Source organism: Nitrosococcus watsonii C-113, from assembly GCF_000143085.1.
In the GTDB taxonomy this organism is placed as follows: Bacteria; Pseudomonadota; Gammaproteobacteria; order Nitrosococcales; family Nitrosococcaceae; genus Nitrosococcus; species Nitrosococcus watsonii.
Genome location: NC_014315.1, coordinates 2,492,089 through 2,513,563 on the forward strand (window position 1 = coordinate 2,492,089; position 21,475 = coordinate 2,513,563).

At 48.2% G+C, this 21,475-nt stretch carries 21 protein-coding genes; 2 read left to right on the forward strand and 19 right to left on the reverse strand.

Going from position 1 to position 21,475, the window contains the following annotated elements; all coding sequences use genetic code 11:
- Window positions 1–44: 44 nt before the first annotated feature.
- The 14 genes from bamB to rpsB form a co-directional block, all read right to left on the reverse strand.
- Complete coding sequence (bamB, locus tag NWAT_RS11225) at window positions 45–1,217, reverse strand: outer membrane protein assembly factor BamB (RefSeq protein WP_013221189.1); 1,173 nt, start codon at window positions 1,215–1,217, stop codon at window positions 45–47.
- A 46-nt stretch (window positions 1,218–1,263) separates the two neighbouring features.
- Window positions 1,264–1,902 carry a YfgM family protein gene (locus NWAT_RS11230; RefSeq protein WP_013221190.1) on the reverse strand — a complete coding sequence of 213 codons (639 nt, stop codon included), beginning with the start codon at window positions 1,900–1,902 and terminating at the stop codon, window positions 1,264–1,266.
- Between the two features lie 29 nt (window positions 1,903–1,931).
- The gene (gene lpxA / locus NWAT_RS11235; protein WP_013221191.1) at window positions 1,932–2,702 is read right to left on the reverse strand and encodes an acyl-ACP--UDP-N-acetylglucosamine O-acyltransferase; all 771 of its coding nucleotides are present in this window, start codon (window positions 2,700–2,702) and stop codon (window positions 1,932–1,934) included.
- Window positions 2,699–3,148 (reverse strand): 3-hydroxyacyl-ACP dehydratase FabZ, encoded by a 450-nt coding sequence (fabZ, locus tag NWAT_RS11240; RefSeq protein ID WP_013221192.1) that lies wholly within the window; start codon window positions 3,146–3,148, stop codon window positions 2,699–2,701. The genes lpxA and fabZ overlap by 4 nt, the downstream gene beginning before the upstream one ends.
- A 251-nt stretch (window positions 3,149–3,399) precedes the next feature.
- Window positions 3,400–3,936 carry an OmpH family outer membrane protein gene (locus tag NWAT_RS11245; protein ID WP_013221193.1) on the reverse strand — a complete coding sequence of 179 codons (537 nt, stop codon included), beginning with the start codon at window positions 3,934–3,936 and terminating at the stop codon, window positions 3,400–3,402.
- A 123-nt stretch (window positions 3,937–4,059) separates the two neighbouring features.
- Window positions 4,060–6,360: an outer membrane protein assembly factor BamA gene (bamA, locus tag NWAT_RS11250; protein WP_013221194.1), complete on the reverse strand. Its 2,301-nt coding sequence runs from the start codon at window positions 6,358–6,360 to the stop codon at window positions 4,060–4,062.
- 252 nt (window positions 6,361–6,612) lie between these two features.
- Window positions 6,613–7,977 (reverse strand): RIP metalloprotease RseP, encoded by a 1,365-nt coding sequence (gene rseP / locus NWAT_RS11255; protein ID WP_013221195.1) that lies wholly within the window; start codon window positions 7,975–7,977, stop codon window positions 6,613–6,615.
- A complete protein-coding gene (gene ispC, locus NWAT_RS11260; protein WP_013221196.1) occupies window positions 7,977–9,158 on the reverse strand; it encodes a 1-deoxy-D-xylulose-5-phosphate reductoisomerase in 1,182 nt (393 codons plus the stop codon). Before ispC ends, rseP begins: the two co-directional genes overlap by 1 nt.
- Window positions 9,155–10,012 (reverse strand): phosphatidate cytidylyltransferase, encoded by an 858-nt coding sequence (locus NWAT_RS11265; RefSeq protein ID WP_232420108.1) that lies wholly within the window; start codon window positions 10,010–10,012, stop codon window positions 9,155–9,157. The genes ispC and NWAT_RS11265 overlap by 4 nt, the downstream gene beginning before the upstream one ends.
- Entirely contained in the window at window positions 9,969–10,727 is a 759-nt protein-coding gene (locus NWAT_RS11270; RefSeq protein ID WP_013221198.1) for an isoprenyl transferase, read from the reverse strand. The genes NWAT_RS11265 and NWAT_RS11270 overlap by 44 nt, the downstream gene beginning before the upstream one ends.
- A 54-nt stretch (window positions 10,728–10,781) precedes the next feature.
- Window positions 10,782–11,339 carry a ribosome recycling factor gene (frr, locus tag NWAT_RS11275; RefSeq protein WP_013221199.1) on the reverse strand — a complete coding sequence of 186 codons (558 nt, stop codon included), beginning with the start codon at window positions 11,337–11,339 and terminating at the stop codon, window positions 10,782–10,784.
- Window positions 11,340–11,346: 7 nt separating this feature from the next.
- Window positions 11,347–12,078, reverse strand: coding sequence for a UMP kinase (gene pyrH, locus NWAT_RS11280; RefSeq protein ID WP_013221200.1), 732 nt, complete (start codon window positions 12,076–12,078; stop codon window positions 11,347–11,349).
- Between the two features lie 4 nt (window positions 12,079–12,082).
- Window positions 12,083–12,967: a translation elongation factor Ts gene (tsf, locus tag NWAT_RS11285; RefSeq protein WP_013221201.1), complete on the reverse strand. Its 885-nt coding sequence runs from the start codon at window positions 12,965–12,967 to the stop codon at window positions 12,083–12,085.
- A gap of 91 nt (window positions 12,968–13,058) precedes the next feature.
- A complete protein-coding gene (gene rpsB / locus NWAT_RS11290) occupies window positions 13,059–13,865 on the reverse strand; it encodes a 30S ribosomal protein S2 (RefSeq protein WP_013221202.1) in 807 nt (268 codons plus the stop codon).
- A 227-nt stretch (window positions 13,866–14,092) separates the two neighbouring features.
- Between rpsB and map the strand changes: the two genes are divergently transcribed.
- Together map and glnD are read left to right on the forward strand one after the other, a co-directional pair.
- Window positions 14,093–14,860, forward strand: coding sequence for a type I methionyl aminopeptidase (gene map, locus NWAT_RS11295; protein WP_013221203.1), 768 nt, complete (start codon window positions 14,093–14,095; stop codon window positions 14,858–14,860).
- A gap of 21 nt (window positions 14,861–14,881) precedes the next feature.
- Window positions 14,882–17,560 (forward strand): [protein-PII] uridylyltransferase, encoded by a 2,679-nt coding sequence (gene glnD / locus NWAT_RS11300; protein WP_013221204.1) that lies wholly within the window; start codon window positions 14,882–14,884, stop codon window positions 17,558–17,560.
- 22 nt (window positions 17,561–17,582) lie between these two features.
- On the opposite strand, the gene NWAT_RS11305 is transcribed toward glnD, so the two are convergent.
- Genes NWAT_RS11305 through rlmD form a run of 5 tightly spaced genes read right to left on the reverse strand, consistent with a single transcriptional unit; the run spans window position 17,583 to window position 21,434 of the window.
- Window positions 17,583–18,074 (reverse strand): phosphatidylglycerophosphatase A family protein, encoded by a 492-nt coding sequence (locus NWAT_RS11305; RefSeq protein ID WP_013221205.1) that lies wholly within the window; start codon window positions 18,072–18,074, stop codon window positions 17,583–17,585.
- 2 nt (window positions 18,075–18,076) lie between these two features.
- Window positions 18,077–19,036, reverse strand: a complete 960-nt coding sequence (gene thiL, locus NWAT_RS11310; protein WP_013221206.1) for a thiamine-phosphate kinase — start codon at window positions 19,034–19,036, stop codon at window positions 18,077–18,079.
- A gap of 57 nt (window positions 19,037–19,093) precedes the next feature.
- Window positions 19,094–19,540, reverse strand: a complete 447-nt coding sequence (gene nusB / locus NWAT_RS11315; RefSeq protein ID WP_013221207.1) for a transcription antitermination factor NusB — start codon at window positions 19,538–19,540, stop codon at window positions 19,094–19,096.
- Window positions 19,537–20,034 (reverse strand): 6,7-dimethyl-8-ribityllumazine synthase, encoded by a 498-nt coding sequence (gene ribH, locus NWAT_RS11320; protein ID WP_013221208.1) that lies wholly within the window; start codon window positions 20,032–20,034, stop codon window positions 19,537–19,539. The genes nusB and ribH overlap by 4 nt, the downstream gene beginning before the upstream one ends.
- A 59-nt stretch (window positions 20,035–20,093) precedes the next feature.
- Window positions 20,094–21,434 (reverse strand): 23S rRNA (uracil(1939)-C(5))-methyltransferase RlmD, encoded by a 1,341-nt coding sequence (rlmD, locus tag NWAT_RS11325; protein WP_013221209.1) that lies wholly within the window; start codon window positions 21,432–21,434, stop codon window positions 20,094–20,096.
- Window positions 21,435–21,475: the final 41 nt, after the last annotated feature.

The window sequence follows — 21,475 nt, forward strand, 5'->3', positions numbered from 1 at the left end:
CACCATCAGGAGCAGAAAAAAGGAAAATCCTATTGTGACCTCCATTAACCAGCGATCTTAATCGCTTTCAAAATTCCTCCCTGACTATTAACATACAAAATGTCATCCAGTACCAAAGGAGCATTCACAATCCCTTTCTCATCTACTTCAATACGAGCAACAAAATGGCCGTCCTCTTTGGCCATCCAGTGGACATAACCCGCTGAATCGCCTACCACGACATAGTTTTGGTAGGGAGTTGGAGCTGTCGGTTGCCTCCTAAGCAATTTAGATTGACGCCAAAGAGAGGCACCAGTGCGGCTTTCTAACGCCCATATACTCCCTTCCATATCAGTAACATACAGGGATTTTCCATCCGTGCCGATACCTGCATAGGAGGACATCTCCCGGGTCCAGAGAATATCACCATCCGCCAACCACAGGGCGGCAATTCGGCCATTATAAGTGACTGTATAGATATATCCCCCATACACCACTGGCTTAGAATCGATATCCGCTAGCCGATCGAGTTCAGTGCGGCCCCGCGGGATAACAATAGCCCGCTCCCACAATAACTGACCATCTTCTAAGGTTAGCGCCACCAATTTACCACCTGCCAGCCCAATAATAGCTTTACGGTCAGCCACTACTGGAGCTGCGACTCCACGCAATGTTAAAATAGGAACATTATGCTGGTAGACCCATAAGCGGGAACCATCGTTTGCATCCAACCCATAAACCTGGTCATCTCCTGAACGGATTACCACGATACCGTCAGCCACACTAGGGGCTGATAGTATCTCGCTAGACACATTAGTTCGCCAAACCAGCGAGCCATTAGCAGCATCCAAGGCGATAACCTCCGCTTCCTCTGTTCCCAAGACTACGAGGTCATCGCTTCCACCTGGCCCACCGGTAATAGGTAAATCAAGCTTAATCTCCCAAATCTTCTCCCCAGTCAGGGCATCAAAGGCGCTAACCTGGCCTCCATAATCTGCGGCAACTACTTTATCACCAATAATGGAAAGAGGAAGCCGAAGATAATGATCTCTTGTTCCTTTCCCCACTTTGGCAGACCATAACACCTCAACTCCAACTTCAGGAGCAAACTCCACCAATGCCATCGGGGGTTCGCTAGTATCAGGTTCAGGAAGGTATTCCTGCAGAAGCTCGCATCCTGTCAATGAAAAAAACATAAGGTTAAAAAAAACCGCTCGATCCAAGCGGCGCTTTCCCAAAATTTTCCTCGAGCCAAACCTAAACACGGAACGAACCTGACCACCCTCAAGGTTGAGCGAGATCGTCAAGTTTCATTTGTAGTATCTGCTGATACTGCTCGCTTGGCCCCAAACCCAATAACGCCTCCTGATAGGCCAGTTGTGCCTCTGATGGTTGGCCCAGTGCTACATAAGCATCGCCGCGCATTTCAGCATACGCAGAGGAGAAACTGCCTGGCTTAACTTCGGCTAACGTCGTTAGCACTTCTTGAGGATTGCCCGCTGCTAGCAACAAACGCGCAAGACGCAAATATATTACTTTTTGAAGACTAGAATGCCGAGCATGCTCTAGTGCCCCCTTAAGGCGTTCGGTGGCAGTCTCGAGATCGCCACGGACTTGATCTTCCTTAGCCAGTATCAATACACTAAACAACCCATAGGAAGTATCGCTGTACTCTTGAAGAAGATACTCCGCGCTATTGTAAATTTCGGCATTAGCGTCCTGATCCGTGGCCACTAATATCTGCTGATAGAGTGACGATGCTTCGCTGGTACGGCTTTGCTCATATTTTGTCCAACTCCGTAGACCTAAGAGAGCTAGAAGCCCGATAATGAGTCCTACTAGGACAGCACGGCCATTTTCCCGCCACCATTGTCTGATAGCTTCACTTTTTTCCTGATCTGATGCGTAAATATCTAATGCCATTTTAAAACCCAAAGTGTTTAGACACTTGACTACCGAATGATGCCGCGGCTGGAATTCTCAAGGAAATCCAAAAAAATTTGGACTTCAGAACTTTTCTCCGCTAGCCGTTTCAGCTCCTTGACAGAATCTTCAAAACGCAAACCTTGGCGGTAAAGTAACTTATAAGCGTTACGCAATTTACGTATGACTTCTTCACTAAAATTAGCGCGCCTTAGACCTATATGGTTAATCCCCACCGGCTTTGCCATATGTCCCGCTACTAACACGTAGGGAGGAACATCTTTATGAATAACACTGGCGACGGAACAGAAACCATAGGTACCTACACTGCAGAACTGAGCAACCAAGGCATATCCCCCAAGCGTCGCATAATCGCCAATAACCGCATGTCCCGCCAAAGATGCATTGTTAGCAAAAGTTGTATGGTGACCTACGATACAATCATGGGCAATATGGACATAAGCCATTATCCAATTGTGATGGCCCATCCGGGTAACACCCCCTCCCTGAACGGTGCCTCGGTTAATTGTAGTATACTCCCTTATGACATTTTCATTCCCGATTTCAAGAAGGGTGTCTTCCCCACCATATTTTTTATCCTGAGGAATATCTCCGATGGAAGCAAACTGGAATATCTTATTTTTTTTTCCGATACGGGTGGGTCCTCGAACAACGACATGCGGGCCAATCCAAGTTTCCGCTTCAATCTGCACATTTGCTCCAATAATTGAATAAGGCCCTACAGTAACAGTTTCGTCAATCTCAGCGCTGGAATCAATAACCGCCCTACGATCAATCACTTATAAGTTTCCTGGTAGGAACACATCACTTCGGCCGAAGCAACGAGACTTCCATCCACCGTTACTGTTCCAGTAAATTTCCACAAGCGACGCAAGCTACGTACAAGCTCAACCTCTAGACGCATTTGATCGCCTGGTCCAACGGGACGCTTGAACCGTGCCCGATCAATGCCCGCAAAATAATAAATTGCCTCTTCCGAGGGCATAGTTTCCGTTGTTTTAAAAGCTAATATTCCAGTAGCCTGGGCCAAGGATTCAAGAATCAGCACCCCTGGCATGATAGGTAGCCCTGGGAAATGGCCCTGAAAGTAAGGTTCGTTGTAGCTTACGTTCTTGACGGCCACGAGCGACTTCCCTGGTATACATTCTATGACTCTGTCAATCAGGAGAAAGGGGTAACGGTGAGGAAGATGCTTAAGTATCTCGTGTATATCCAGTGTATCCAATGAAAAAACCTTGATTTTAAGAAAAAGATCTTAGACATACTTATAATTTGTTTTGGTAAGATAAATATCCCACCAACTTACTTAATTATTAGAATGCAAAAAAATTCTGGCTTATATTTCCTAACTTTTAACAACATTTTTTACTGTTTAGTACTATACTAAATTACTTGCTTCCAACATAACATCTTCCTTTACAGGAATATATAACGCTCACGGGCTCTAGCCTCAGTGCAAAATAGCCATACAGCCAATTAAGGTCTATACTGAGACTTCAACAGCTTAAGCACATCGGCCGTAATATCAACTTTATCGCTAGCGTAAATAACCCCCTCGTAGACAACAAGATCGTATTTTTTTTTCTCAGCTAAGTCCACAATTGCCTTAGCAATTTCTTCCTGCAATTTCCGGAACTCTTCATTACGCCGAATGTTATAGTCTTCTCGAAATACCTCTTGATCACGCTTGAGGTCGCGGTTTTGATTTAAGATATCCCGTTCTAGGGCTTTACGATCGGCTTCGCTCATAATGGCCGCATCACGATTAAACCTATCCTCTAAGCCGCGCAGCTTTTTTTGCTTTGACACTAATTCCCTGTTGCGTATTTCAAACTCTTTTTTCAATATCTCTAACGCCGCTTCTTTTTGCGGCGCTTCATCCAGCAACTTGACTGCATTTACCGCACCGATCTTTAAGTCAACAGCTCCTGCCGGGACACTAGCTATCATAGAGCCTGGCAGTAAAAAAGCCACGAGCACGATCAATTTAAACGATTTATCCATTCTTACCATAAGACTACCTCTCAACATTCAATATGACTGTCTACGCCAGAAAAATATTGGCTTACCGAATGGCTCTAAAATAAATATCAAATATTAATACGCACCAAAGGATCTCTTTTACGAGAGAGCACGTTAAAATGAAGTTCCCAAGGAGAACTGGAATACTTCAGGCCGATCATTTGGCTGAACATTGAAGGCTTTTGCAAAACTAAATTGCAGGCTACCAAACGGCGATAGCCAATTGGCTGAAATGCCAGCTGAATACCGGAGTCCTTCCAGACTGATATCTTCATCTATACCGTAGACATTACCTGCATCAATAAAAGTACCTAAGCGCACAGATTTTAATTCTTCTGCAAAAGGAACAGGAAAAAATACCTCGATAGTCCCTGTCATTTTAAAATTACCGCCAAGCGTAGTACCATCCGAGGCCTTTGGACCAAGCGTATTAGCCTTGAAACCACGCACACTATGTATACCACCGGCAAAGAAATTTTCAAAGAAGGGAAACTCTTCGGTACGTCCATAAGCATTTCCGTAAGCCACATCGCCATTTAGCATCAAAGTAAGAGATTTAGACAGGGGATGAAACCAACGGTGCCGATAACCAAACTTAAAAAACTGCAGGCTACCTAGCGGCAAAGTAATCTCACCGAAAAGGCTTTGAATACTGCCATCAGTCGTTAAAAGAGCATTATCCCGGCTATCACGAGACCAACCTAAATTCGTATTAAAAGTGTCAAACTTACTGCCTTCACTATCTACAAAATTATGGTACTCCTGGGGAGAATTTTCAGTTAAATTAACCTTCGTATGCTGATACCCAAAACCAAGACGTACTCTATCAGTTTCAGTGACCGGTATACCGAAATGCATATCACCGCCATATGCATCAGTGCTAAAACGGGCAATATTAGCTCTAAATGGACTTGTTTCACGATAAAAAACGTTAAATCCACGACTAATACCATCAATAGTATAATATGGATTAGTATATCCAAAACTATAGATAGTATTCACCTGACTATTATTAAAGCTAAAGCTTACATGCTTACCACTTCCCAGAAAGTTTTGCTGGGTAATACTAGCATTAAAAATAAAACCCTGGGATTGAGAAAAACCTAAACCTGCCGACAGAGATCCTGAAGGACGCTCTACTACGCTAAAATTCACATCAACTTGATCCGTGGTTCCCGGAACCGGTACCGTCTCCACATTAACATCTTCAAAATAGCCTAAGCGCTGGATCCGCAGCCGGGAACGATCGATCAACTCGGTGGCTACCCATCCTCCCTCCTGTTGGCGTATCTCCCGGCGAAGCACCTCATCCCGGGTTTTAGTATTCCCTGAAATATTAATTCGCCGAACATACGCACGCTTACCGGGATCAACAAAAAAGGTTAGGTTTACCTTCTTCTCTTCTTCATTTATTTCTGGCACAGCATTTACATTAGCAAACGCATACCCTTTATTTCCTAACAGATCGGTAATATGAGTCGTACTCTCCGCTATGGCCTTGCGTGAAAAAACTTTTCCAGAAGCTACCGTTAAAGCATCAAATAGTTTCTCGTGGGGCAGAACTAAATCTCCGGCCAACTTAACCTCACCAATTTGGTAGCGATCACCTTCAGTGATATTAACGGTAATAAACACTCGCCTTTTATCAGGTGTTATTGAAACTTGAGTAGAATCAATATTAAAGTTGATATAGCCACGATCTAAATAATAAGAGCGTAATGCTTCAAGATCCGCCGCCAGTTTCTGCCGGGAATACTGATCATCATGAGTAAAAAATGATAGCCAGTTCGAAGTGTGTAGCTGAAATGCACCCAAAAGCTCATCTTCACTAAAAGCATGATTTCCTATGATATTGATACCGCCAATCTTAGCAATAGCACCCTCTTTAATATTTACGGTAATACCTACCTGATTACGGGCCAAGGGAGTCACCGTCGTATCAATTTTAACCCCATATTTACCACGACTAAAATATTGGCGTTGCAGCTCCAATTCTACCTTCTCCAGCAGCGCTCGATCAAAAACACGCCCCTCTGCAAATCCTACTTGTTTAAGAGCCTGCGCAAGCTGATCGCCTTTAAGTTCTTTATTACCGACAAATTGGATGCTAGTAATTGTAGGCCTTTCCTCTACCACCACAACTAGAACATTGCCCTCGCGCTCTACCCGCACATCCTTAAAAAACCGTGTCTTGAATAATCCACGAATAATCTCCTTAACCCGCTGGCTATCAATCGTATCACCAACTTTTATCGGAAGATAATTAAACACCGTACCTGCGGAAATACGTTGCAATCCCTCAACCCGTATATCCTTAACTATAAATTCTTGAAATTCTGCCGCCAGCACCTGGCCTATAAAAATCAGCGCCACAATAGCAACTGCTATTGGCTTTTTTACAAACTTCAAAGACATCCCCCATTATTTATTTTGGTAACTAAAAAGCCTTCTTCAAGGCTCTATTGGGGTTTACTTCTTAGGCCCAAAATTAATGCGCTCGGCAAGGCATAAAGGGAAAGACTATAATAATTTTATTTTTAGGGTGTTAGCCTACGCTAACCTCGCTTTTGACCCATATCGCTCCCACTTCCTTGCCACCACGAGTTCATAGGGGTTTTTTTCCAAGGAAAGAAAAAGACTTATTCAAAAATCAAACCGATACCAGGATTATCCAAGCAAACGGACAAAGTCATTATAGAAAGCTAAACACATCAGCCCAATGAGTGCCATGATACCAATTTGCTGCCCCACTGCTTGGGCCATTTCTGACAAAGGTTTACCTCGTATCAACTCAATAAGGTAATATAATAAATGTCCTCCATCTAAAACAGGAACAGGCAGTAGATTGAGCACCGCTAAACTAATACTGACCACTGCAAGAAAATTGAGAAAAGGAACAAAGCCTATCTGCGCGCTATACCCTGCATATTGCGCAATTGTGATGGGTCCACTGATAGATTTGGTTGATACCTCTCCCATCAGCATTTTTCCTAACATAACCACAGTTAATGATCCAATTTCCCACGTCTTCTCAACTGCCCGGGAAATTGCCGCAAAGGGAGAATACCTTAAGGTAGCCCGTAGTTCCTCCGGCAATTCGCCTGGCGGCTCTGGCGCCGCGCCAATACGTCCAACGGGACCCTTCTCCCCCTCTATCATCGCCGGCTGCAAGTTCAGAATTAGCCGTTCCTCCCCACGCTCAATCTCAACGTTAAAAGCCTCACCAGGGCGATCGCGTACAAACTCTACCCATTCATTCCACGTATGAATAGACTGACCCGCGGCTGAGAGAACTCGATCCCCCGGCTGAAAACCTGCCTGCCTCGCAGGTTCGCCTGGCAAAACCTTGCCAATCACCGGCGCCAATAAGGGACGCTCAGGCTGCACTCCCAACTGCTCCAATATATCCCTGGCTTTTTCAGGATCAACATCTACTTGGACTTGTGTTAAATCCAAGCTTAACTTTTGTTCTCCTCCGGCACCAGAAATGGTCACCGAAACACGAGGTTCACGTTGAGAAGCCACAAATATTGCATGGCGCACTGAGGCCCAAGTGGGAGTGGTTTGTTCCCCTACCGCAATAATCTCTTCACCAGCCCGGAAACCGGCTCTATCCGCCGGAGTATCGACCATTATTTCACCTACGATAGGCTTGATCCCGGCAATACCAAAGACAAACGCTAACCAGTAGGCAACGATAGCAAATAAGATGTTCGCTATTGGCCCCGCAGCAACGACGGCACTTCTAATGCCGAGGGACTGTCGATTAAAAGCGCGCGGGAGATCCTCCTTGGCAACCTCTCCTTCCCGCTCATCGAGCATCTTGACATACCCCCCCAAGGGCAGCGATCCGAGTATGTACTCGGTTTGATCCTTTCCACGCCAACGCCATAATGGTCGGCCGAAACCAATGGAGAATCGCAGAACCTTAACGCCGGATCGCCGTGCCACCCAAAAATGGCCATACTCGTGTACGGCAACGAGCACTCCAATAGCAATCGCAAAAGCCAGTATAGCTAGTACAATGGACATTAATACCACCGCTCTATTTGTTCTTTAGCTACTTGCCGCGCTACTGCGTCACTTTCTAGCACGGCCGAAAGAGAATCAGCCACAGTGGGAGTCACGCTACCTAACGTCCATTCGATAAGGTTTGGAATCTGGGTAAACCGGATACGCTGATCGAGAAACGCCTGGACCGCCACTTCATTAGCTGCATTCAAAATAGTACTACAGGTGCCTCCCTGCTCCAGCGCAGCATAGGCTAGTTCCAGGCAAGGGAAGCGTTGCAAATCGGGCTGACAGAAAGTCAACTGGCCTACCGCAAACAGATCCAAAAGAGCCACCCCCGATTCCATACGCTCGGGCCAAGCCAATCCATAAGCAATAGGTATCCGCATATCAGGATTACCCAACTGTGCCAAGACAGAACCGTCCACATAATCCACCATGGAGTGAATAACACTCTGAGGATGCAAAACGACTTCAATCTGGCGGGCCGCAGCGTCAAATAGCCAGCAGGCTTCAATAACTTCTAGCCCCTTGTTCATCATGGTAGCCGAATCAACTGATATCTTACGTCCCATATCCCAGTTAGGATGCGCGCACGCCTCATCGGGAGTAACATTATCCAACTCGGACAGCGCCCGCTCTCTAAAGGGTCCGCCCGAGGCGGTCAGTAAAATACGCCGCACACCTTTGCGGTGCAGGGGGAGTTCGCGGCCCTTCACTGGCATACATTGCCAAAGGGCATTATGCTCGCTGTCAATGGGGAGCAACTCCGCGCCGCTTTCACTAACAGCACTCATAAATAGCTGACCGCTCATCACAAGCGCCTCTTTATTGGCAAGCAAAATCCGCTTGCCTGCTCGCGCTGCGGCCAAGGTAGGTAATAAACCAGCAGCACCTACAATGGCCGCCATGACATAATCGGTATCAGGAGATGTGACGATAGCCTCCAAGGCTTGGCTGCCGCCACTGACTTCTATCTCCGGCACAACGGGGCGCAACCGCTGACGTAGCTGTTCAGCTGCATCAGGATCAACCATCACAACCTGGGAAGGTCGGAATTGGAGGCACTGCTGGTAAATCCGTGCTACGGATTTGTTTGCGGATAAGGCTTGAACCCGGTAGCGTGTTGGGTAGCGCGCCAGCACATCAAGGGTGCTCATACCAATGGAGCCCGTTGACCCCAGTATGCTGACCCCTATCATTGCAGCTGCTCCAACCACCAGACTCCTAGGGCAAATACCGGCGCCGCCGCGGTTAAACTGTCGAATCGGTCCAACATCCCCCCATGCCCAGGTAATAAACTGCCACTATCCTTAACAGCGCTCAAACGCTTAAACAAGCTTTCCAATAAATCTCCCGCGATAGAAGCCAAAAGCGTTAGCAGGACAAGACCGATAAACCCCCACCAGGCTAGCCCGGAAAGCGCTAATACTTCTCCTCCCACTAATGAAAACAATAGGCTCGCACCAAGGGCCCCATAGACTCCTTCCCGGGTTTTTCCAGGGCTAAGCGCTGGCGCCAAACAAGCGCGCCCAAAACGCCGCCCAACCAGATAGGCTGCACTATCCGCTAACCATACCAGAATAAAAAGAAGCAATACCATCCTTGGACCAACGACGGGTAACTCATGCAGGCCGGTAACCGCCCGCCAGGCAGGCACCAGAACCAAAACCCCCACAATCATCCCTGGCACAAGCTTGCTTAACAGCGAAGAACTAGCCGGTCTCTTGTGCGCCCACCGCACCAATAAAATCGTGCAAACGCCCCACCAAATCACGCCTACCCCAGCCACCCCGGCTAGTGGTAGAGAATAGCTCCCCCACAGCAATAATAGCACGGCAACAACGTAGCATAACCGCGCTCCTAGATCTCGCAGCTGAATTAGGCCTGCCCACTCCCAGGCCCCAATAGCCATTACTAAGGCTAGCAGCCAAGCAATTATGCCAGTAGGAAAAGAAAGCATAGCCCAAACAGTGAGAGATACCAAAATAAGCGCGGTAACAAGCCGCTGTTTAAGCACGGCGCAAGGACTCCACTTGCTCCGAGGTCTGGCCAAAACGGCGCTCCCGCCGAACAAAGGTTTTGATTGCCGTAGCAAAAGCCGCTTCGTTAAAATCAGGCCACAGAATATCAGTGAAATAAAATTCAGTATAGGCCAGTTGCCATAATAAAAAATTGCTAACGCGTTGTTCGCCACCCGTGCGAATAAATAAATCAGGCTCAGGCAAACCCGCTAGAGAAAGATGTGCTGCAAAAACTTCGGGGGTAATAGAGTCAACCGCTATCTGTCCATCTTCGACTTTGGCAGCCACTTGCCTTGCCGCTTGAGTGATGTCCCAGCGCCCACCATAATTGGCAGCTACCACCAGAGTAATCCCGTCGTTTTGTGCTGTCAGCGCCTCGGCTTTCGCCATTTCCGCTTGCAGAGCTTCCGGAAATCTGCTCCGATCGCCAATGATGCGAAGACATACATTCTGCTCTTGAATTTGCTGCAAACGGTTTGAAACAGCAGAGGCAAGCAGCTCCATTAAAAGCTGAACTTCCTGGGATGGACGGCGCCAATTTTCACTACTAAAAGCAAATAGGGTTAATACCCGGATACCGGTATCAGCGCATGCTCGCAGAACCCCTTCCACTGCTTCAACGCCCGCCCTATGTCCATAAAAGCGTGGCCGGTTCCGCTGCTTAGCCCAACGCCCGTTACCATCCATGATGATCGCAACGTGGCGGGGTATTTTTGTTGGTTGGCCATCAAACTGCCCGCTATCCATGATATTGCCTAACGTTCCACCTGCAAAAACGAGGCTATTTAATCTTTAAGAGTATTAAACTTCCATCAGATCCTGTTCTTTTACCACTAATAACTCATCCACTTGGGTAATATGATTATCAGTGATTTTTTGTATGGCTTCTTCAGCACGGCGTTGATCATCCTCACTAATCTCTTTTTCCTTAATCAGTTCTTTGATGGTATGGTTACTGTCGCGCCGGATATTACGCATAGCTACCCGCGCTGCTTCTGCCTCTTGCCGGACGAGGCGAACCATTTCCCGCCGCCGCTCTTCAGTGAGAACAGGTAAAGGGACCCGAATAACCGTCCCCGCGGTAACAGGATTAAGCCCAAGTTCAGAAGTTATAATCGCTTTCTCGATGGTTGGGACCATTTGTCTTTCCCAAGGAGTCACCGTCAAAGTTCGAGCATCTTCCACAGCGATATTAGCTACTTGGTTCAACGGCACGTTATTGCCATAATAAGAAACCGTAATGTGGTCAAGCAGGCTTGTATGGGCTCGGTTTGCCCGCAACTTGGCAAAGGTTTGTTTCAGAGCAGTAAGGCTCTTATCCATGCGCTGGGACGCATCTTCCTGGATTTCATCAATCATATTATTATTACTCTCTGGAAACGAGTGTTCCCACGTCTTCGCCTTTGACGATATGGGTAAGGGCTCCCGCCTTATGCATGTCAAAGACTCGCAATGGCAGAGAATGATCTCGACACATTATAATAGCGGTCGTATCCATAACTGCAAGTTTACGCTCTATAACTTGATCATAGCTTAAGCGAGAAATAAACTGTGCATCGGGATTCACAAGCGGATCAGCTGAATAAACGCCATCTACCTTGGTTGCCTTAATAAGCAACTCCGCACCAATCTCAATAGCGCGAAGACTAGCAGCAGTATCGGTAGTAAAAAAGGGATTACCGGTCCCTGCGGCAAAAATAACCAAACGCCCTTTTTCTAGATGGCGGATAGCCCGGCGACGGAGATAATCCTCACAGACCTCGTTGATCCGGATGGCGGACATCACCCGACAGAATATCCCTAGCCTTTCTAAAGCGTCCTGTAAGGCCAAAGCATTCATCACTGTTGCCAGCATGCCCATATGATCTCCGGTCACCCGATCCATACCGACAGCAGCTAATCCCGCGCCGCGGAAAATATTACCACCCCCAACCACCAGGCCAATCTCGATCCCAATACGGTTTAATTCCCGCAATTCTAGAGCAATTTGCTGGACCACCTTGGGATCGATACCATAACCCACTTCGCCAATAAGAGCTTCTCCACTGAACTTTAGCAGGATGCGCCGATACTTAGGTTTCCCTCCATCCAATGGCACCTGCTCAATCTCCTTGGGCCTGCGACCTTACCTCTTCAGCAAAATTTTCCACTTTCTTCTCAATCCCCTCGCCTACTTCAAAACGAGCGAAACGATAGACGTTAGCGCCGGCATCTTTAAGCAATTTTTCCACCTTAATATCCGGATCTTTAACAAAAGGTTGTCCCAACAAAGTGATCTCGCCTAAAAACTTTTGCAACCGTCCTTGTACCATTTTCTCGATGATCTCAGGCGGTTTACCGCTATCCTTGGCTTGGGCAACCTGAATAGCTCTCTCTTTATCCAAAATGTCTGCTGGAATATCTTTTGCTGCAATGGCCTGCGGCTTACTCGCCGCAATATGCATCGCAAGATCTTTAGCCAACGCTTCCTCACCGCCTTCTACGGCAACCAGCACGCCAATCCGGTCGCCGTGGACATAACGGCCAATACGACCGTTTTCTGCTTCGATTAAGATAAAACGGCGCACATTGAGATTCTCACCAATCTTGGCTACCAGGGCATGGCGCTTTTCATCAACGCTCTCACCACCCTTATCCAAGGGTTGGGAGAGTAAATCGTCTAAAGTGGCGGGATTGGAGATTAATACTTTGTGAGCCACATCCTCAGCAAACTGGCGAAAATCCTCATTCTTAGCAACAAAATCCGTCTCTGAATTTACTTCTACCATCACTGCCTTGCGGCCATCCTGACTAACGGTGGTCACGATAATACCTTCGGCAGCTACTCGCCCCGCCTTCTTATCAGCCTTGGCTAGTCCTTGCTTACGCATCCATTCTATAGCGGTTTCGATATCACCGCTGGTTTCCACCAAGGCTTTTTTGCATTCCATCATTCCGGAACCGGTGCGCTCCCGTAGTTCCTTGACCTGTGCCGCTGTAATTGCCATTATTCCATTCCTCTACGGTATCGAGATTAGACGCAAGAGCACCCTACTACGAGGGCTCCTTGTGAGGTCCAACCTTAATTTGCTCGTTATTTTAGGTTACACTCCCATCTGTGGAAGCACTCTTTCCGCTCATCGCTTCGGTGAGCGTCCCCTCTTTGCTAGTCTCTTCCATTTCCACGAATTCATCCTTACCTGCTTTACTCGCGCTAGCGGCGGCGGCAGTGCGCCCATCAATAATCCCATCAGCAATCCCACGCAGATAGAGGCGGATAGCCCGAATAGCATCATCATTGCCTGGAATAATGTAGTCCGCCTTCCTCGGATCGCTATTGGTATCTACTACCGCTACCACCGGGATACCCAACTTAACCGCTTCATCTACTGCAATCCGCTCATGCTCTACATCAATAACAAATAAAGCATCAGGAAGATGAGTCATATTTTTGATACCGCCAAGGTTGCTCTCAAGCTTGTCTCGATCTCGCCTTACTGTCAACGCCTCTCTTTTTTTAAGCCGATCCAAACTACCATCCTGGATCATCGCCTCTAAATCATGAAGACGTTTGATAGACCGCCGCACAGTCTGAAAATTAGTGAGCATACCTCCCAGCCAACGGCTATTCACATAAGGCATACCACAGCGTCCCGCCTCTTCTCGAACAGCCTCCTGAGCCGCCCGTTTGGTACCCACAAATAAAACTGTGCCTTTATTTGTAGCTAACCGGCCAAGGTAGTTCGTCGCTTCTATATATAATGGCAGCGTTTCTTCTAAATTAATAATATGGATATTATTGCGCTTACCGAAGATATAAGGTGCCATCTTCGGATTCCAATAGCGGGCCTGGTGGCCAAAATGAACGCCAGCTTCTAACATTTGACGCATGGTGACATTCGCCATGATATTTTTACCTCGATGTAGATTGGGGTTATTCCTCCGCGCATCCCATATACCGACCTGACCAAAGGCACCCCGATATTATGTGCCGATACGCGTGTGATTTTGTTTGCTTTAAAAGCGCGCGTTTTATACCATAAAGTGCCCTGTTAGGACAATGCTAGAACCCTATCCTTAAGTCTTAGTCTAAGGGCTAGAAGCCTTGGAAACCACATCCCAATCACAACCCTATGCCAGTCACTATTAAAACGCCAGAGGAAATTGAAAAAATGCGGGTCGCCGGCCATCTAGCCGCCGATGTCCTCCACATGATTCGCCCTTACGTAAAGCCTGGTGTCACTACCGAGGAATTGGATACTATCTGTCACGAGTACATTGTGAACGTGCAACAGGCTATTCCTGCCCCTCTCAATTATCATGGCTTTCCAAAATCCATTTGTACTTCGGTCAATCACGTAGTCTGCCACGGAATTCCTGGCAAAAAGCGACTAAAAAAAGGGGATATCGTGAATATCGACGTCACTGTGATTAAAGATAGCTATCATGGGGACACCAGCAAAATGTTCTTTGTGGGGGAACCTAACGTTATTTCCAAACGGGTCTCACAAGTGAGCTATGAATGTATGTGCATTGGCATCGAAATGGTCAGACCAGGCGTCCATTTAGGCGATATCGGCCATGCCATCCAAACTCACGCCGAAGCCAGTAACTTCTCCATTGTGCGGGAATTCTGCGGGCATGGAATCGGCCGCGTTTTCCATGAGGATCCTCAAGTCCTTCATTATGGCACCCCTGGCACCAAGCTTAGACTAGAACCCGGGATGACCTTTACCATCGAACCAATGGTCAATGCCGGCAAACGCTATGTAAAAGTTCTACCGGATAAGTGGACGGTGGTCACTAAAGATCACAGTCCTTCAGCCCAATGGGAACACACGATACTGGTTACTGACGATAGCTTTGAAGTGCTTACCGCCAAGCCCGGAGATAACCTCTAAGCCAGCGATTGACTTCTCAGCGTGTCAAATCTTACTGGAAATATTCGCCCCGACCCCACGTTATTTGAGCCCGCTGCTTTTGCAAAGTGGATTGATACCAGCGAGACTCCCTTACTTCTACTGCGCTCCTTCCTTAAAGAGGGAATCGAAAATCTCAAACAGCGTTTTCTCACAGGGACTCCAGCCACTGAGTTGCTACCACTCCACGCCTGGCTGGTAGATCAGATTCTCGTTCAAGCTTGTCGCCTCCATACTAAAAAATACCCTGAACGGGTCGCATTGATTGCTGTGGGAGGCTATGGAAGAGGCACCCTGCACCCCTACTCTGATATCGATATCCTCCTATTACTGACAGAAGAGACTGACTCTATTCTACAAAATTCCATCGGCCATTTTATTTCTTTCTTATGGGACACTGGCTTAGAGATGGGGCACAGTGTACGTACGGTAGCAGAATGCCAACAAGCAGCTCGCAGTGATCTCTCGTTTATGACGAGTTTGATGGAAGCTCGCTTACTTTTTGGGCCCGAACTTCTATTTAGAAATTTACAGGCAGCCATCGCCCCAGAGGAAATCTGGAATAGCCGCCAATTCTTCCTTGCCAAGCAAGCTGAGCAAATAAAACGCCATCATAAATACCACGATACCGCCTACAATCTTGAGCCCAATCTCAAAGAAGGCCCCGGCGGACTGCGCGACATTCAGATGATCCAGTGGGTATCAAAACGGTATTTCAATACCTGGTCCTTCGATAGTCTCTTACAACAAGGTTTTTTGACCGTATCGGAACGAAAAGAATTGCTATCAAGCCAAAGCTTTCTTTGGCAACTCCGTTATGGTCTACACACTTTAACGGGCCGCAGAGAGGATCGCCTCTTATTCGACCATCAAACCGCCCTTGCTAAACAACTAGATTACCACGATCAAGGCCCCCACTTAGCCGTGGAACAACTCATGAAGGATTATTACCGAACTGCTGAAAACACCGGGCGACTTAATGAAATGCTCCTGCAACTACTCGAGGAAAGGATTCTGCTAGTTGACGCGAAAGTTCATGTTCACCCTATTAACGAGCGTTTTCAGACCCGCAATGGATTTCTGGAAGTCACCCATGCTAGCGTATTCAAACATACCCCTTCTGCCCTCCTGGAAGTTTTTCTATTGTTCCAGCAACATCCTGAAATCAAGGGAGTGCGAGCCTCGACCATCCGCCTTATTCGGGAACATCGCTATCTTATCGACGACAACTTCCGGGCAAATTCATTTAACCGGGCTCTGTTTATGGAAATCATGCGCCAACCTCGGGGCATTGCTCGCGAACTCCGGCGCATGAACAAATACGGCATACTCGGCGCCTATCTACCTGCCTTTGGCAAAATCGTGGGGCAAATGCAATATGACATGTTCCATGTTTATACGGTTGATGAGCACACTTTATTTCTGATCCGTAATCTCCGGCGCTTTGCCCTTCCGAAATATGCCCAGGAACTGCCCTTGTGCTCGGAGATTTTTCAACGAATTTCTAAGCCCTCGCTACTCTATCTGGCCGGCCTTTTCCATGATATTGCCAAAGGGCGCGGCGGTGATCATAGCAAGCTCGGAGCCAAGGACGCCCTGAAATTTTGTCTCTATCACGGCCTCAGCCGCGATGATTCCCGCCTTGTTGCCTGGTTAGTGTCCCATCACCTGCTAATGTCCATGACGGCGCAACGGCGCGACATTAACGATCCGAAAGTGATTCAACGCTTTGCTAGGGAAGTTGGTGATGAAAAACGCCTAAATTATCTCTATTTGCTGACGGTGGCCGATATTCGCGCGACTAATCCTAATCTCTGGAATAGTTGGAAGGATGCTCTATTAAATAAGCTTTACACGGCTACCCAGCAAGCCTTGCGGCAAGGTTTAGAATATCCTGTTGACAAAAATGAACATATTCGCGATATCCAAAATGAAGCGCGGCAAGCATTATTAAAAGACGGTTGGAATGGCCAAAAGCTCGATACCCTTTGGAATCAAATTGATGCGGATTATTTCCTGCGCCATACGCCCGATGAAATCCGCTGGCACATCAAGGCCCTTGCCCAAAAAGAACCCCATGACGGCGCGCCGCGAATTTTAGTACGCACCCACAATCGTGAGCCTGGAACCATGGAAGTGTTTATCTATGCCAGAGCCCACGCGCTAATCTTTACCGTCACCACAAGAACCATGGCCCAGCTTGATCTGGATGTTTTGGACGCCCGGATTATCACGACCGATCATGGCTTCGTCTTGGAAAGCTTTGTTGTCCGTGAGGCAGCCACCATCCGAGCTGAAGCGGATCTTGAATTTCGCTTACAAGAGATTCAAGAGATTTTAACCCAGCGGCTAACCGAACCTGACCGAGTTCCGCCTTACCGCCCAGGGTTTATACCGCGAAAATTAAAGCTGTTTCAATTTCCTACTAGCATTACTTTTACCAAGGATCGTCGTAATCGCTGCACCGTGATGGAATTAACGACCAATAATTGGCCCGGATTGCTTTCCCGAGTATGCCGAGCCTTGGCTAGCTGCCAAGTGCGGTTGGTCAATGCCAAAATCACGACCCTAGGTACGCAAGTAGTAGATGTCTTTTTTATTTGCAACCAACAAGACCATCCCCTAACCCCAGAGCAACAACAGCAGTTAAAGGAAGCAATTTATACTTATCTAAAACACTAATAGGATAAAATCAGTCTAAAGTTTATCCTATCCATACCTCGAAGCCCGCGAGTACGAGAGCAGCAAAAATACCCGCCACTACATCATCCAGCATAATTCCTAGCCCTCCTGATACACGACGATCCAACACTCGAATAGGCCAAGGTTTCCAAATATCAAACAAACGAAAAAGAATAAACCCGCCTAGTACCCATCCCCAACCAGAAGGTGCCGCTATCATGGTTACCAAAAAACCTACGAACTCATCCCAAACAACCCCTGCAGGGTCTTTAATTTCTAGATCCCTGGCGGTCACATGGCAAACCCAAATACCTATTAAAAACAACACCAGCACTAATAGCACATAGTTAAACAGAGGCCAATCTTGAATCCACCAATAAAAAGGCAGTGCTGGTAAGGTTCCGAAGGTGCCCGGGGCACGGGAAGCTAAGCCAGAACCAAAGCCAAAAGCAAGCAAATAGATAGGATTTGCCAGCAACTGGCGCCAGCTAATTTTTGCAATATCTTGAGCCATGATTAAAAGTGACGATAACCCTGCTGCTGGGGAATAAATGAAGCTCCATTCTGGCGGCGGCAACGGAAACCCGGCTCCTCTTCAATCGTTCCAATCAAGGCGCAAGGACAATCCAGCGCTGAGAGCACCGCCCGTATCCGGTCACGGTACTTGGCAGGCACAGTTACACACAATTCGTAGTCATCGCCTGCGGTTAGCGCCAAAGCCCACGCCTGATCTAGCTCAACAGAAGCACGAAGGGACTCTGAAAGCGGCAAAGCCTCTACTTCAACTGCCGCACCAACACCGCTGCCTTTCAGGATATGCCCCAAATCTGCTGCGAGACCATCCGAGATATCGATAGCAGCATGGGCGAAAGGACGAATTGCCAAGGCTTCACGCACCCGAGGCTGCGGCCAATCCAGACGATGCTCAACACAGCACAAAGTCTCCTGAGATAATGGGAGTCCTTCTAATCGCGCTCGAAGGGCAAGGCCAGAATCACCCAAGGTTCCCGTTACGTAAATGCCATCACCAGGACGTGCTCCATCACGCCTCAGAGCTTTGCCCCGAGGCACAAAACCATGCAACTGCATCGTGACCGCCAACGGTCCCCGGGTAGTATCCCCCCCTACCAATTGCACGCCGTAGCTTCTGGCAAGCCTACTTAACCCCTGCGTAAATTCAACCAGCCAAGCTCTGTCCACCTCTGGCAAAGTCAACGCCAAGGTCGCCCAGGCTGGTTCTGCCCCCATAGCAGCAAGATCACTCAACCCTACCGCCAGCGCTTTGTGCCCCAAGGCGGCGGGATCTGCCTCGGCAGTAAAATGCACGCCGACCACTAACGTATCCATAGAAACCGCTAATTCACAACCTGAGGGGACAGTCATCAAAGCGCAATCGTCACCCACCGCCAGCACAACATCTTCCCGCTTCTGGGTACAATCTGCAAAAAATTCTTCAATCAGGGAGAACTCATTCACATTTTAAAGCGCTCAGAAGGGCTAGGTGGTACCAGGATCATGTCATCAAGCTCGCTGCTAAGTCTGCAACCGCCGTCTAAGAGCTCGGGACCGAAACTCGGTAGCACGGACTTTTTGAGCCACCTTATCGAGAATGCCGTTGACATAGCGATGGCCATGCTCGGCGCCAAAGCGCTTAGCCAACTCAATGGCTTCATTTAACACAACCCGATAGGGAATCTCAGGACGACAAAGCAATTCAAATGCCCCTATTCTCAGAATGGCGCATTCCACCGGGTCAATTTCATGAATAGGCCGATCTAAAAAGGGTCCAAGACACTCATCTAGTTCCCATTGGCGCTGGGGTACTCCCTGCAACAATGCCTGAAAATAGGCGTGATCAATGCCCCGTATATCTTGAACAATGAATTCAATATCGATTTTATCGACATCCTGCCCCGTCAACTGCCACTGATAAAGTCCCTGCAAAGCAGCCGTGCGGGCCTTCGAGCGACGATTACTCACGCTATCTCGCCTTTGGCGCTATGAATTTGCCGCAATACGCCAACCATCTCAATCACAGAAAGGGCAGCCTCTACCCCTTTATTTCCGGCTTTAGTGCCCGCCCGCTCTATAGCTTGTTCAATAGTATCCACCGTCAACACACCAAAACCAATGGGTAAGCCATGCTGCAATGAAATCAACCCCAACCCCTTGCTGCATTCCCCGGCGACATAATCAAAGTGGGGGGTTGCGCCCCGGATAACCGTCCCCAAAGCCACTAAAGCATCAAAGCCACCTTGCTGCGCCATAGCTTGAATTGCCAACGGCAACTCAAATGCGCCAGGAACGCGAACGATCTCAATGTCCTTGGAAGCAACCCCATGGCGAAGCAAAGTATCCACGGTTCCCTCCAGCAAACTAGCGACGATAAATTCATTAAATCGCGCAGCCGCAATACCTATCCGTAAGTTCCGGATCGCATAATCTCCAGTAATGGTTTTAATATGGCTCTTCATGTTTTTTCGCTCCCCCCTACTATTGTACTGGCAACTTCTGCCGAGGGCACCGAATTTCTCTAGTGCTTCCTTAGCCGCTCAAACAAGGCAAGGGTTTCCACATGGGTAGTATGGGGAAACATATCGATCACGCCCGCGTAACGCAAACGGTAGCCCTGTCGATTAACAAGTTCACCCGCATCCCGGGCAAGGGTAGCAGGATTGCAAGAAATATAAACAATTCGCTGCACCCTTAGTTTTGACATTTGCTGTACCGCAAGTAATGCCCCACTTCGCGGCGGATCTAGCAGCGCTTTAGAAAAGCCTTCTCGCGCCCAAGCATGATGGGTCCATTCCAATCCATTGAGATCAGCCACATCAAAGCGGACATTTTCTAGCCGGTTATGCGCTGCATTCGCCCTTGCCCGGGCCACTAACCCAGCATCGCCTTCTATGCCTACAACCTCGGCCCCAGCCATTGCCAACGGCAGGGTAAAGTTACCTACTCCACAGAACAAGTCTAGCACCCGCTCGCCGGATGCAATTTCAAGTAATGCAAGGACCTGCTGAACCATTTTGGTGTTCACCTCCCGGTTCACCTGAGTGAAATCCGTAGGCAGGAATATCATTTCCAACTCTCCAAACTGGGAATAACTTAAACGTGCCTCCGCAGGCCATAGGAGACGTACCGTTTCTGCTCCCCCCCCTTGGAGATAAATCTGCAATTTATGGGCCTGGCCAAATGCCATTAGCTGTTCAGTATCCGCTGTGGTCAAGGGCACGAGATGACGAAAGACCAAACCGGTCGATTGATCCCCAGCAGCGACCTCGATCTGGGGAATACGGTCATAGCAGCTTAAAGAGGCGATCAATTCACCTAGCGCTGGCAACAGAGATCCCACCGGCGGGTGCAGCACCTCACAACGCTCCAATGCCGCAATTAAGGAGCTTCCCTTTTCCCGAAAGCCGACTAGCACGCGATCCTTTTTTTTAACGAACTTAACCCCCAGACGCGCTTTGTAGCGATATCCCCAGACCGCCCCCGCCAGAGGGGGCAACCATTGTTCAGGCTCAACACCGCCGAAATGGCGGAACTGCTCCCTTACCGTTACTTGCTTGAGCTGCAACTGAGCCACCGTGCTCAAATGTTGCAAACTACACCCCCCACAAACCCCAAAATGGCGACAGCGCGGCTCTACCCGGCTTGGCGCTGGTTGCAGTACTTCTAGTACACGGCCTTCGTCAAATTTACCGCGCCGGCGGAGATAGTGAAACCATACCGTTTCGCCAGGCAGGGCACCATCAATAAAAATAGTTTTGCCGGCTACGTGGGCAATACCACGGCCCTCATGGGTTAGTGCCTCAATGGAAGCCTTTTGAGGCTCTTGAGAGAGAGGTTTTCGTTTAGGATGATGCGCCATTGCCGAGAGATAAATAAAGAGTAAATCTAGAGGTTACAAGC